Genomic DNA, 13,106 nt, shown 5'->3' with positions numbered 1-13,106 from the left:
CGGGTCCTGCCATCAGAAGGAGTAGGAGACGTTGAGCGCGAGGTGATCGCGGTCGATCAGCGCGTTGTCCTTGCGTGCGCCCCAGAACGAGGTGTAGGACAGTTTGCCGGCCAGCTTCTGGCCGTACCTGGCACCCAGTTCGACGGTGGCGGACTTGCGCCCCTGGATGAAGTTCTCGTTGAGCGCCGGCGAGGTGCCGGACACGTCCTGGCGGAAGGTGATTGCCGGCATCAGGTCGAAGTTCGGCGTCACGTCCTGGACCAGGCCGGAGAGGTTCACCGTGTAGCCCCAGGCGAAGCTGTCCAGGTACGCATAGTTGACCGTGTCGAGCAGGCCGCCCGGCACATGGTTGAAGGCCGCCTCGGCCAGTACCACCAGGTCGTCCAGGCCGGCGCTGGGACCGAAGGCGTGGATCGCGGAGATCGAACCGGTGTACAGCTCGTGGCGCTTGTACAGGTCGATGCTGCGGCGTGGGTCATTGGCCGAGCCGTCGCCGAACTCGCCCAGGTCGATGCTCCCCCCACTGGCACCGCCGGCGCCGAGGGCGCTCTCGGCCAGTTGCTCCAGCTCGTAGGTCATCGACGGTTCCAGCGGCGCATTGGGCCGGTAGGTCAGCTCGCCTGCCAGGCTGGTGTCGCCGATGGTGCCGGACACGCTGAGGCCGAACAGGCGGATGTCCTCGGGGTAGACGAAGTCGTAGTAGGTGCTGTCGAGCATGGCCAGGCCGTCCACCAGCGGCACCGAGGCCGGGTCGAGCAGCTTGGTCAGGCCGCACAGGTCGGCGAAGCGCCCGCCGCTGCCGGCGCTGCAGGCCATGGACTGGCCCTTCTGCACACGCAGGAACGGCACCTTGCTGTGGTAGTTGAGGTAGTAGAGGCTGAACTCGGTGTTGTTCCACTGCTCCACCAGGTAGCGCAGGGCCAGGCCGTACTGGCCGTCGTCGCGGGCGTCGTGCTCACGGCCATAGCGGGCGCCGGCGACGATGCCGTTCTCGCCATTGAGCCCCGGCGCCAGCTCGGCCAGCGCCCCCAGCTCGCTGCGCAGGTCCACCAGTACACCGTTGCTGCCCTTGCCGAAGTAGTCCTGGTTATTGAGGAAGGCACCGGTGGGGATCATCTCGTGACCCTTCCACTCCAGCCCGTAGAAGGTCTCGACGTTGAGCGCGTCGGTCAGGCCGAACTGCGCGGAAACCATGTTGGTCGGCAGCAGCGCGTCCTTGAGGCTGGCGTTGGGCAGCACCACGCGGCCGATGTCCACCGGGTTGATCACGTTGAGACCGTCGGCATAGAAGATGCCCTCGCCCCAGTTGATCACCTGGCGACCGAGTCGCACGCTGACCGGCATCTCGCCAAGGTAGCGGTTGGTATAGAGGTAGGCATCGAGCAGGCGTGCGCGATGGCCGGCGCGATTCTTCAGATCCGAGGGGTAGCGCTTGTCGCTGTCGGTGTTGTGGGTAGCGAAGCCATCACCGCTGGGCGCGTGATCCATGATCTGGGTGTCGTACCAGGCGGTACCGCGGACGAACAGGCCGTCCTGCTCGGTGCGCACGTGCAGCTCGGAGGTCAGCTTGAATTCGTTGGAGACGAACCCCTTGCCGTAGTACTCGCTGCCGTCGTTGTTGTTGATGAAGACGTTCTGCCCAGCGCGCGTGATGTGCTCGGGCGAACGAGTGCGGTACACCGATGTGAATTCGACGACGCTCTCGAGCGAGGTCGTCAGATCGGGACCGGTCTCGATTTCGAAAGCCTGCAGCTGCGTCCCCCACAGCCCCAGCCCCACCGCCAATGCCACCTTGTTTTTGTTGTATGACATATGCACCTCCTGAGTCCCGATGAAACTAACGGCAACCCAAAAGCCGGCATGGGGCCAGAACGGACAAAAAGGAGGGCTCAAGAGGCCTGTCACATTTTCAAACACTTTCATCGCGCGGCATTTGCGGCACACTGCCAGGCAGCCATCTTCGGGCAGTGAGGGATGCACAGGCATGAAACCCATCGTCGATCCGCGCTATTCGGAAGCCTCGGCACCGCCGCTGATTTCCCGCTTCCTGCTGCAGCACGCGGTCGCCTGCGGGCATGACCCGGAACTGCTGTGCCGTGGCCTGGGCTTCGCCCCGGAGGATCTGAAGCGGCCGGACTATCGCCTGTCCTTCCGCCAGAGCTACAGACTGGTGCGGCGTGCCCTTCAGGTGCTGGGCGACAACGGCCTGGGGCTGACGGTCGGCAGCCGGCAGACGCCGGTGTCCTGGGGGCTGGCCGGTCTGGCCATGCTGGCCTGCCCGGACCTGGGCACGGCACTGGACCTGGGGCTGCGCTACCAGTGGCACATCGGCAGCCTGCTCGACTATCACATCGAAATCGTGGACGACCAGGTGCTGTTCTACGCCACCCCGCGCTTCTTCGACCCGGAGGTAGCCGTGTTCTACCTGGAGGAAGCCTTCGCCAGCAGCCTGGCCATCGTGCGTTTCCTCACCGGCGCGGACCTGGTCGCCAGCCACATCGAGGTGCAGTACCCCGCCCCACCCCACGCGCAGCGCTACGCGGAACTGTTCCGCTGCCCGGTGCGCTTCGCCTGCGAGCACAACCGGATGCAGTTCCCGGCCGCCTGGCTGCAACTGCCGCTGCCGACCCGCGACGACTATGCGGCGGCCGAGGCATGCATGCTGCTGGATAGTGCGGGCCGGCACGAACAGGGACTGAGCGACCTGATCGAGACCATCGAGCGCGAGGTGCGCAAGCGCCTCGAGTCACCGCCGTCGCTGAGCCAGCTGGCCAGCCAGTTGAACCTGAGCGAGCGCACCCTGCGCCGGCGCATCGGCGAGGCGGGCCTGAGCTATCACGGAATCGTCGACGAACTGCGCCGGACGCGGGCGCTGCAATTGCTCGGCCAGCGTGACAACCGGTTGATCGACGTGGCCTGCGCCACCGGTTTCAGCGATGTGCGCAACTTCCGCCGCGCCTTCAAGCGCTGGACCGGCGTGACCCCGCGCACGGCGAAACAGCGCATCGCCCAGGAATGACCGCGCCCCCTCAGGACTCCTGATACACCGGCCAGCGCTCGACGATGCGACCACCGCGCAGCGCCAGCAGGTCGCCGAACTGCAGCAACACCGACTCGCTCTGGGTCGGCCGCAGGAACACCTGGTCCTCCACCCCCAGCGCCACTGCCGGCGAGCCGTTGACCAGTTCCTGATTCGAGCTGCGCCCGAACACTTCACTCAGTTGCAGCCCGGCAGGCGAGGCGAAGTCGGCCTGCCAGTTGCCGCCATAGATGAAGAAGGTTTCGCGCTGGTTGACGTCCCACCAGGAGAACAGCCGCGACTTCTCGTCCAGCGCCGGGATGCGCAACGCTCCGGTACGCTTGAGCACCGGCGTGGCGATGTACACCGCAGGCACATGCTCGGCCAGCGACGGCAGATCGTAGTGGCTGGGCTTGAGCAGGCCGGTGCCGACGGCCACCTCGGTGCTCAGCGATTCGCCCTCGTGGGCGCGGTAGCTGGGGCTGCCAGCGGTGTTCAGGGTCAGGTCCTCGCGCCACAGCGCGGGGAAGCGCTGGCGGGTGAAGTCCACATGCCCCTGGTACAGCGCCATCACCTTGGCCAGCAGTTCGTCCTGGGTGCCGAGCAGCTCCGGCAGGTTCATGCCGACGAACGGGTCGTAGCCCATGAAGCCGGCGAACTCCAGATACTGCGGGTTATCCGCGATCAGTTGCAGCAACTGCCCCAGCACCTGGGTGTCGCGCACGCCACCACGGTGCAGGCCGACATCCAGTTCGATGTTGATGCGCAACCGCGTGCCCAGGCCCTGGGCCAGCGCCAGGTATTGCCCCAGCCGCTCGGGGCTATCGATCAGCCACTGCAACTGGCGGGCAGGGTCGAACGGCCCGCGGTGGCGCTCGTAGAACAGCTGCGCCGAGCGCACCGGCAGCGGCTTGCCGAGCAGGATGTCGGCCTCGGGGAAAAGCCGCGCGTCGTGATTCAGGAACGGCTGGTGGAAGGACATCAGCCGCCGGGTGTCCAGGCGCTCACCGATGTAGCGCAGCAGGCCGGGAGCCGGCAGCGATTTCTCCACCAGGCGCAGCTGCTTGCCGCTGCGTGCGAGCGACTGCCGGACCACCTCGATGTTGTGGTCGAGCCGGTCAAGGTCGATCAGCAGCGCCGGGCGCATCGGGCCGTTGGCCTTGAGCTCCTGGTTCAGGGCCTGGAAGTAGGCGTCATGCGGCTGGCCATGGTCGCGCGGCCGCAGCCAGGCAGCGGCCAGCAAGCCACCTGCACCGAGGCCGGCCAGTACGAAAGAACGTCGCTTCATCATGGTTCCTCAGGCAAGACCGAAGATGCCGGCCAGGTGCGCGTTGACGAAGCGGCCGTGCGGGTCCAGCGCCTGGCGCACCTCGGTGAATGCCTGCCAGCGCGGGTACAGCGCCTGCAGCTGGCGCGCGCCCAGGCTGTGCAGCTTGCCCCAGTGCGGACGGCCCTGGTATTTCCAGAAGATCGGCTCGATCGCGGCGAAGAAGTTGTGGTGATCCATCGCGTAGTGCTGATGCACCGAGATCGAGCAGCTGTCGCGGCCCTCGAACATGCTCAGGGGAATGTCGTCGGCCTTGACGTAGCGGTACTCGATGGGGAACCAGGTGCGCAGGTTGCCCTCGTCGATGCGCTTGAGGATCTCGCGCAGGCAGGCCGGACCCAGCTCGGCCGGTACCGAGTACTCCATCTCGTTGAAGCGCACGTTGCGCACGTTGGCGAAGACTTCGTAGGAGTCATCCACCCGGTCCTCGAAGCTGGCCAGGTGGCGCATGTTGTTCAGCAGGCTGCGGCGCAGGTCGGGGAAGTCGCTCAGGTACTTGTCCAGCCCCTCGATCAGGCCGACGAAGCCGTTGCCCCCCTCCTCCTCCGGCGACAAGGGCGGCGTCTCCGGGTCCTCGGTCTCGTTCAGCGCCACCGACAGCGCGTAGTCGGAGTGCGTGACCACCAGCATCTCCCAGTGCTGGTGGTCGCGCGTGAGGTTGTCGATGTCCTCCAGCAGCTCCTCGGTCCTGGCGATCCACTGGCGCTCGCGCAGGCGATAGGCGTGGCGGTTCTGCAGGCGCACGCGGGTAACCACCCCCAGCGCACCGAGCGACACCCGTGCGGCATCGAACAGCGCGGGATTGTTGTCGCGGCTGCAATCGAGCACGTCGCCGGCCGCACTGACCAGTTGCAGGCCACAGACCTGGGCGGAATAGGAGCCGAAGTCGACGCCGGTGCCGTGGGTCGAGGTGGCGATCGCTCCGGCCAGGGTCTGGTAGTCGATGTCGGCCATGTTGACCAGCGCCTGGCCGACCTCCTTGAGCGGCGCGCCCATCTGCGACATCGGCGTGCCACCGGCGAATTCGGCCTGCAGGCTCTGCGCGTCATGCTCCAGCAACCCGGAGAAGTGGCTGAGCGACAACAGGGTGCCGTCGGTGGGAACCAGCGCGCTGAAGGAATGCCCCGAGCCGACCGGGCGGATCTTGCCCGGTGCCTGGCGAATGGCCTGGATCAGCTCGTCCAGGTTCTTCGGCGCCAGTCTTTCCAGCGGCAGGCAGCTCTGCGCACCGGACCAGTTGCGCCAGGGGATCGGCCGCGAGGCGAGCGACGATTCGGCCCAGAGCGGACGGCCCGGTAGTGCCAGCAGGGCGCCCAGCAGGCTGGCGCGCTGCAGCAGTTGACGGCGGGAGAACGGCTGGCCCATGTCAGCGACCCTCCGTCGCGGCGGTCGACATGAACGCGATCAGCGCCTGGAACTCCTCCGCCGAGCACTGCATGCACAACCCCATCGGCGGCATGCCCTGGAACCCGCTGATGCTGTGCTCCAGCAGGGTGTCCATGCCCTTGGCCAGACGCGGTGCCCAGGCCTGAGCATCGCCGGTCAGCGGCGCGCCGGCGGCCGGGCTGGCATGGCATTGCTGGCAACTGGTGGCATACAACTGCGCCAGCGCCGCGTCCGCCGGCACGGCATCCGCTCGCACCTGCGGCCCGGCTTCCTCGCCACAGCCGCCCAGCGCCAGGCACGCAACGCACAGCGCAGCCATCCCCTTCCAACCCAACAGCCCTGCCCGCATGCTCGCCTCCCGACGTCTTTGCTCACTCGATGGCGCCACACTAAAGCAGCACCCCGCGGCGCATGAGGGCCCAAACGGCCAGCGAACAACCGGGAAACGGCCAAGGCGGGCGGCCGCAGGTAACGGGCAAGCAAGGTTTCACGGCGCTGCCGTTCACGGGCACACCGGCTCACGCAGGGCCCGGAACACGATGAGCCGCTCAGCGGCGGCCATAAAAAAGGCCACCCGAAGGTGGCCTCAATTGCAGCTAGGAAGAGAGTTCGCTTACACGGCCGCAACCGGGCGCATGTAAGAGATTGGCGCGAGCGTGGCGTCCTCGAAGGTCACCATCTCCCAGGCATCGGTCTGTTCGATCAGGGTGCGCAGCAAACGGTTGTTCAGTGCGTGACCGGACTTGAAGCCCTTGAACTCGCCAATCAGGCTGTTACCCAGCAGGTACAGGTCGCCGATGGCATCGAGAATCTTGTGTTTGACGAACTCGTCCTCGTAACGCAGGCCGTCTTCGTTGAGCACACGATATTCGTCGACCACGATGGCGTTTTCCACGCTGCCACCGAGTGCCAGGTTCTGCGAACGCAGGAACTCGATGTCACGCATGAAGCCGAAGGTGCGGGCCCGGCTGACTTCCTTGACGAAAGACGTGCTGGAGAAATCCACACTGGCGCTCTGCGTGCGATTGCGGAACACGGGGTGATCGAAGTCGATCTCGAAACTCACCTTGAAACCGTCGAAAGGCACGAAGGTGGCGCGCTTGTCGCCCTCCACCACCGTGACCTCACGCAGAATGCGGATGAACTTCTTCGGCGCTTCCTGCTCCTGCAGGCCAGCGGATTGAATCAGGAATACGAAAGGACCAGCGCTACCATCCATGATCGGCACTTCGGACGCGGAGAGCTCGACGTAGGCGTTATCGATGCCCAGGCCTGCCATGGCCGAAAGCAGGTGCTCTACCGTATCCACCTTGACATCACCATTGATCAACGTGGTCGACATGGTGGTTTCACCGACATTCCCGGCCGATGCGCGGATTTCCACGACAGGGTCGAGATCGGTGCGACGGAACACGATGCCAGTGTCCACCGGTGCCGGCTTCAGGGTCAGGTAAACCTTTTCCCCCGAATGCAGGCCAACGCCGGTGGCACGGATAATGTTCTTCAGGGTGCGTTGTCTGATCATGGCTTGGCCGCTATATCGCTAGTTGCGAACTGTTTTCAACAATGGTCGGAAATGATAGCAGAACCGACCTTTGCTGAACACCAATCACTTTCATACTCCTGATAAGTTTCATCAATCAGCCTGACGGCGCAGGAACGCCGGAATATCCAGGTAATCGAGATCGTCCTGGGTATTGAGCTTGGCTGCGGTAGCCGCGCCGCTGTGGCTCTGACGCTGCACGGTCGGACGCTCGTAGTCCTTGTAGTTGACCGACTGCTCGCTGCGCGGTTGTTGCGCGGCAGGCTGCTGGGCAACCGGCTGGCTGACGGCGACCTGCACGGTGTTGTCGATCACCTTGACCGGCTTCTCCATGCGCGCGCCCAGACCGGTAGCGACCACGGTGACGTGCAGTTCGTCGCGCATGTCGGCGTCGATCACGGTACCGACCTTGACGGTGGCCTGCTCGGACGCGAACTGCTCGATGATGTTACCCACGTCGGAGTACTCGCCCAGCGACAGGTCCGGACCTGCGGTGATGTTGACCAGGATGCCGCGAGCGCCCTGCAGGTTGACGTCTTCCAGCAGCGGGTTGCGGATCGCCGCCTCGGTGGCTTCGCGCGCACGGTTCGGACCGCTGGCGCAGCCGGTACCCATCATCGCCATGCCCATCTCGCTCATCACGGTCTTCACGTCGGCGAAGTCGACGTTGATCATGCCCGGACGCTTGATGATGTCGGAGATACCGCGCACGGCGCCGGCCAGCACGTCATCGGCCTTGGCGAAGGCGGACAGCAGGCTGGCATCCTTGCCCAGGATGGTCAGCAGCTTCTCGTTGGGAATGGTGATCAGCGAGTCGACGCTCTCGGCCAGCGCGCGAATGCCCTCGTCGGCAATCACCATGCGCTTCTTGCCTTCGAACGGGAACGGACGGGTGACCACGGCCACGGTCAGGATACCCATCTCCTTGGCCACTTCGGCGATCACCGGAGCAGCGCCGGTACCGGTACCACCGCCCATGCCGGTGGTGATGAACACCATGTCGGTGCCCTGCAGCACTTCGGCGATGCGCTCGCGGTCTTCCAGCGCGGCCTGACGACCGACCTCCGGATTGGCGCCGGCACCCAGGCCCTTGGTCACGCCCGGGCCGAGCTGCAGCACGGTGCGCGCACCGATGTTCTTCAGCGCCTGCGCATCGGTGTTGGCGCAGATGAACTCGACGCCTTCGATGTTGCTGACGGCCATGTGATTGACCGCGTTGCCGCCGCCACCACCGACACCGATGACCTTGATCACCGCACTTTGTGGAATGTTGTCTACTAGTTCGAACATGATCCCTCTCCTTCCTTTCTAGTTGTAACGCCTACTGCAAATTTAGAAATTGCCTTGGACCCAGCGCTTGATACGCTCGAGTACCGGGGTCTTGCTTTCGTCCTGGTAAGGACTGCCCACCGACATGGAAATGCCGTCGTGCTGCTTCTGCAGCCCGTACAGCAGCAAGCCCACACCGGTGGAATAAATCGGGTTGCGCACGACATCGGCCATGCCCTTGACGCTGTGCGGCACGCCCAGGCGCACCGGCATGTGGAAGATTTCCTCGGCCAGTTCGACCGCGCCTTCCATCTTCGCCGTGCCACCGGTCATGACGATGCCGGCCGGAATCAGGTCTTCGTAGCCGCTGCGACGCAGCTCGGCCTGGATCAGGGTAAACAGCTCGTCGTAACGCGGCTCGACCACCTCGGCCAGGGACTGGCGCGACAGGTCACGGGGCGGACGATCACCGACGCTCGGCACCTTGATGGTTTCCCCGGCACCGGCCAGCTTGGCCAGGGCGCAGGCATAACGAATCTTGATTTCCTCGGCGTACTGGGTCGGCGTACGCAGGGCCATGGCGATGTCGTTGGTGACCTGATCGCCGGCGATCGGAATCACGGCGGTATGGCGGATGGCGCCTTCGGTGAAGATGGCGATATCGGTGGTGCCGCCACCGATGTCCACCAGGCACACGCCCAGTTCCTTCTCGTCCTCGGTCAGCACCGAATACGCGGATGCAAGCTGCTCGAGGATGATGTCGTCGACCTCGAGGCCGCAGCGACGCACGCACTTTTCGATGTTCTGCGCGGCGTTCACGGCACAGGTGACCACGTGCACCTTGGCCTCCAGACGCACGCCGGACATGCCCAGCGGTTCGCGCACGCCCTCCTGGTTGTCGATCACGTAGTCCTGCGCCAGGGTGTGCAGCACCCGCTGGTCCGCCGGAATGGCGACGGCCTGCGCGGCGTCGAGCACGCGCTCGATATCGGCGCCGCTGACCTCGCGATCGCGGATGGCGACGATGCCGTGGCTGTTCAGGCTGCGGATGTGGTTGCCGGCCACGCCGACGAACGCCGAGTGTATACGGCAGCCGGCCATCAGCTGGGCCTCTTCCACCGCGCGCTGGATCGATGCCACGGTGGACTCGATGTTGACCACCACGCCCTTCTTCAGCCCGCGCGACGGATGGGTGCCGATGCCGACGATCTCCAGCTGGCCGTCGGCCGTCACCTCGCCCACCAGCGCCACCACCTTGGAGGTGCCGATGTCCAGGCCAACGATCATCTTGCCGCTATGCGCGCTACTCATTTAATCCTGCCTCTTCTCAATTCACTTTCTGCTCGGCCGCAGCCGGCTCCACCGGCTCACGCCAGGCCACGGCCAGGCCGTTGGCATAACGCAGGTCGATGCGCGCGATCTTCGCGCTCTGGTCTTTCAGTTCCCGCTCGTAGATGGCGGCGAACCGACGCATCTTTTCCACCACGTGGTCCCGTCCCAGCAGGATGTCGATACGCTGCCCGCTGGCATTCTCGGTCGCCGAGAGGAACCAGCTGCCCCTCTCGCGCAACTGCAGCCCGACCACGGTGAAGCCCATCGGCCGCAACAGCTGGCTGAGCATCTGGTACTGCTGCATCACCTTGGTCTGCGCACGCTTGGGCCCGGACAGCTGCGGCAGGTGCTGGTAGTTGTCCACCTCCTGCGGGGCAAAGGCCTGACCCAGGTTGTTGAGCAGCGCCTCGTCGCCCCAGCGGGCGATGGGCAGTTGTTCTTCCAGGCGCACGTCGATCTGGTCCGGCCAGACGCGGCGCACCTCGGCATGGGCGATCCAGGGCATGCGCTCCAGTTCCTCGCGCATGCCACGCAGATCGACGCTGAAGAAGTTCGCGGCGATGAACGGGGCGATGCGGCGCTGCACGGCCTGCTGACTGACATAGGCCAGGTCGCCCTGCACGCTGATGCGCGCAATCGGACGATCGGCATAGGGCAGCAGGCGCTGCGCACCCTCGTATGCACCGAAACCCAGGCCGAGCAGCAGCAGCGGCCAGAGCAGACGGCCCATCCAGGCGAAGTCCGGCTTGGGCATGCGCAGGCGCATCGGCTCCTTGGCCACCAGACGGCTGGCGCCACGCGGCGCGGGCTTGCCGCGCTGCGGAGCCCTCAGCGAGTCCTGATGACGCAGAGCGATACTCATCGCTTAACCCCTCGCCTCGACGCTGTCAGCCAGGATCGCCAGCACCAGCTGCTGGAAATCCAGGCCGGCAGCGCGCGCGGCCATCGGCACCAGGCTGTGATCGGTCATGCCCGGTACGGTGTTCACTTCCAGCAGCCAGAACTGGCCACTGGCATCCTGCATCACATCGGCGCGCGCCCAGCCCTGGGTACCCACGGCTTCACAGGCGCGCGCGGTCAGGTCCTTCAGCTCGGCTTCCTTCTCGGCGGACAAGCCGCAGGGAATGCGGTACTGGGTGTCATCGGCCAGGTACTTGGCGTCGTAGTCGTAGAAGCTGTGCGGGGTACCCAGGCCAATCGGCGGCAGCACTTCGCCACGCAGCACGGCGATGGTGTATTCCGGACCGGCGATCCACTGTTCGACCAGCACCTGGCTGTCGTAGCGGGCGGCATCCTGCCAGGCCGCGAGCAGCGCCTGGGCACTGTCCACCTTGGCCATGCCGATGCTCGACCCTTCGTGGGCCGGCTTGACGATCAGCGGGAAGCCCAGCTCGGCCGCAGCGGCCTCGCAGTCGGCCGGCGAAGTCAGCACGGCGTGGCGCGGCGTCGGCAGACCAAGGCTGTGCCAGACCTGCTTGGTGCGCAGCTTGTCCATGGCCAGGGCAGAGGCGAGGATGCCGCTGCCGGTATAGGGAATGCCGGCACACTCGAGCAGGCCCTGCATGGAGCCATCCTCACCGCCGCGACCGTGCAGCACGATGAAGGCGCGGTCGATCTTCTCGCGACCCAGACGCTGCAGGAAGTCATCCCCCACATCGATGCCGAAGGCGTCCACACCGGCGGCCTGCAGGGCGCCGAGCACGGCATTGCCGGACTTCAGCGAGACCTCGCGCTCGGCGCTCTTGCCGCCGAACAGTACGGCGACGCGGCCGAAGGCCTTGGGGTCGAGGGTACTGTGCAGACTCATTTCGACTCCCCCACGAACAGCGGGTGCTTGATCAGTTGCGGCGCCACTGCGCCGATATCGCCGGCGCCCTGGCACAGCAGGATGTCGCCGGCACGCAGCAGCGGCTTGAGCAGCGGTGCCAGATCGACGCCACGCTCGACGTAGATCGGATCGAGCTGGCCACGCTGCCGGATGCTGTGGCACAGCTGGCGACTGTCGGCGCCCGGAATGGGTTCCTCGCCGGCCGGGTATACTTCCACCAGCAGCAGCACGTTGGCCTCACCGAGCACCTGCACGAAGTCGTCGTACAGATCACGGGTGCGGCTGTAGCGGTGCGGCTGGTAGACCATCACCAGGCGGCGTTCCGGCCAGCCACCACGCACGGCCTTGATCACCGCGGCGACTTCGCGCGGATGGTGGCCGTAGTCGTCCACCAGCATCACGCTACCGCCGTCGACCGGCAGCTCGCCGTAGACCTGGAAGCGCCGGCCGACACCCTGGAAGCCCGACAGACCGGCGACGATGGCCGCATCGTCGATGCCTTCGTCGCTGGCGATGGCGATGGTGGCCAGGGCATTGAGCACGTTGTGATTGCCCGGCATGTTGACCGACACGTCGAGCGGCTCGCAGTCCGGACGCAGCACGGTGAAATGGGTCCGCATGCCTTCCTGGCGCACGTTGATGGCGCGCACGTCGGCATCCTCGGAGAAGCCGTAGGTCACGGTCGGACGACCGATCTGCGGCAGCAGCTCACGCACCACCGGGTCGTCGACGCAGAGCACGGCCAGACCGTAGAACGGCAGGTTGTGCAGGAACTCGACGAAGGTCTTCTTCAGTTTGTTGAAGTCGCCGCCATAGGTGCTCATGTGGTCGGCATCGATATTGGTGACCACCGAAACCATCGGCTGCAGGTGCAGGAAGCTGGCGTCGCTCTCGTCCGCCTCGGCAATCAGGAAGCGGCTGGAGCCGAGCTGGGCGTTGGTACCGGCCGCGTTCAGGCGGCCGCCGATGACGAAGGTCGGGTCCAGGCCACCGGCAGCGAACACCGAGGCCAGCAGGCTGGTGGTAGTGGTCTTGCCATGGGTACCGGCCACGGCGATGCCATGGCGGTAGCGCATCAGCTCGGCCAGCATCTCGGCACGCGGCACCACCGGGATGCGCCGGTCCAGAGCGGTGGCGACTTCCGGGTTGCTGGTGTTGACGGCGCTGGATACCACCAGCACATCGGCCTGCTCGGCGTTCTCGGCACGATGGCCGATGAAGATCTGCGCGCCGAACTTCTCCAGGCGCTCGGTCACTGGCGAGGCCTTGAGGTCCGAGCCGGACACTTCATACCCCAGGTTCAGCAGCACCTCGGCAATACCGCACATGCCCACACCGCCGATACCGACGAAATGGATGCGGCGGATACGGCGCATGCGCCGCACTTCGGCCTTTACGGCAG

11 protein-coding genes are annotated in these 13,106 nt (G+C 65.6%); 1 reads left to right on the top strand and 10 read right to left on the bottom strand.

Features of this window, described 5'->3' with window-relative positions; genetic code table 11:
• Window positions 1-12 precede the first annotated feature (12 nt).
• Window positions 13-1,812, bottom strand: coding sequence for a DUF1302 domain-containing protein (locus tag FIV02_RS04825; RefSeq protein WP_152487949.1), 1,800 nt, complete (start codon window positions 1,810-1,812; stop codon window positions 13-15).
• Window positions 1,813-1,984: 172 nt separating this feature from the next.
• Between FIV02_RS04825 and FIV02_RS04820 the strand changes: the two genes are divergently transcribed.
• Window positions 1,985-3,019 (top strand): AraC family transcriptional regulator, encoded by a 1,035-nt coding sequence (locus FIV02_RS04820; protein WP_037046657.1) that lies wholly within the window; start codon window positions 1,985-1,987, stop codon window positions 3,017-3,019.
• Window positions 3,020-3,029: 10 nt separating this feature from the next.
• Here FIV02_RS04820 and FIV02_RS04815 read toward each other — a convergent pair whose 3' ends face one another.
• From FIV02_RS04815 to murC, 9 genes are all read right to left on the bottom strand, one after another.
• Complete coding sequence (locus FIV02_RS04815; RefSeq protein ID WP_152490087.1) at window positions 3,030-4,244, bottom strand: DSD1 family PLP-dependent enzyme; 1,215 nt, start codon at window positions 4,242-4,244, stop codon at window positions 3,030-3,032.
• A gap of 72 nt (window positions 4,245-4,316) precedes the next feature.
• Window positions 4,317-5,711 (bottom strand): D-arabinono-1,4-lactone oxidase, encoded by a 1,395-nt coding sequence (locus FIV02_RS04810; protein WP_152487948.1) that lies wholly within the window; start codon window positions 5,709-5,711, stop codon window positions 4,317-4,319.
• A 1-nt stretch (window position 5,712) separates the two neighbouring features.
• Complete coding sequence (locus FIV02_RS04805) at window positions 5,713-6,051, bottom strand: cytochrome c5 family protein (protein ID WP_167494349.1); 339 nt, start codon at window positions 6,049-6,051, stop codon at window positions 5,713-5,715.
• Between the two features lie 294 nt (window positions 6,052-6,345).
• On the bottom strand, window positions 6,346-7,257 hold the full coding sequence (gene lpxC, locus FIV02_RS04800; protein ID WP_037046645.1) for a UDP-3-O-acyl-N-acetylglucosamine deacetylase: 912 nt from the start codon (window positions 7,255-7,257) through the stop codon (window positions 6,346-6,348).
• Window positions 7,258-7,368: 111 nt separating this feature from the next.
• Window positions 7,369-8,565: a cell division protein FtsZ gene (gene ftsZ / locus FIV02_RS04795; RefSeq protein WP_037046642.1), complete on the bottom strand. Its 1,197-nt coding sequence runs from the start codon at window positions 8,563-8,565 to the stop codon at window positions 7,369-7,371.
• Window positions 8,566-8,607: 42 nt separating this feature from the next.
• On the bottom strand, window positions 8,608-9,855 hold the full coding sequence (gene ftsA / locus FIV02_RS04790) for a cell division protein FtsA (RefSeq protein WP_037046640.1): 1,248 nt from the start codon (window positions 9,853-9,855) through the stop codon (window positions 8,608-8,610).
• A gap of 16 nt (window positions 9,856-9,871) precedes the next feature.
• Entirely contained in the window at window positions 9,872-10,738 is an 867-nt protein-coding gene (locus FIV02_RS04785; protein WP_037046638.1) for a cell division protein FtsQ/DivIB, read from the bottom strand.
• A 3-nt stretch (window positions 10,739-10,741) separates the two neighbouring features.
• Window positions 10,742-11,683 (bottom strand): D-alanine--D-alanine ligase, encoded by a 942-nt coding sequence (locus tag FIV02_RS04780; RefSeq protein ID WP_037046636.1) that lies wholly within the window; start codon window positions 11,681-11,683, stop codon window positions 10,742-10,744.
• Entirely contained in the window at window positions 11,680-13,080 is a 1,401-nt protein-coding gene (murC, locus tag FIV02_RS04775) for a UDP-N-acetylmuramate--L-alanine ligase (RefSeq protein WP_218571709.1), read from the bottom strand. The genes FIV02_RS04780 and murC overlap by 4 nt, the downstream gene beginning before the upstream one ends.
• Window positions 13,081-13,106 lie beyond the last annotated feature (26 nt).

It is taken from the genome of Pseudomonas sp. THAF187a, from assembly GCF_009363395.1.
GTDB classification, from domain to species: domain Bacteria; phylum Pseudomonadota; class Gammaproteobacteria; order Pseudomonadales; family Pseudomonadaceae; genus Aquipseudomonas; species Aquipseudomonas khazarica.
This window is presented reverse-complemented; position numbering and strand designations above follow the sequence as displayed.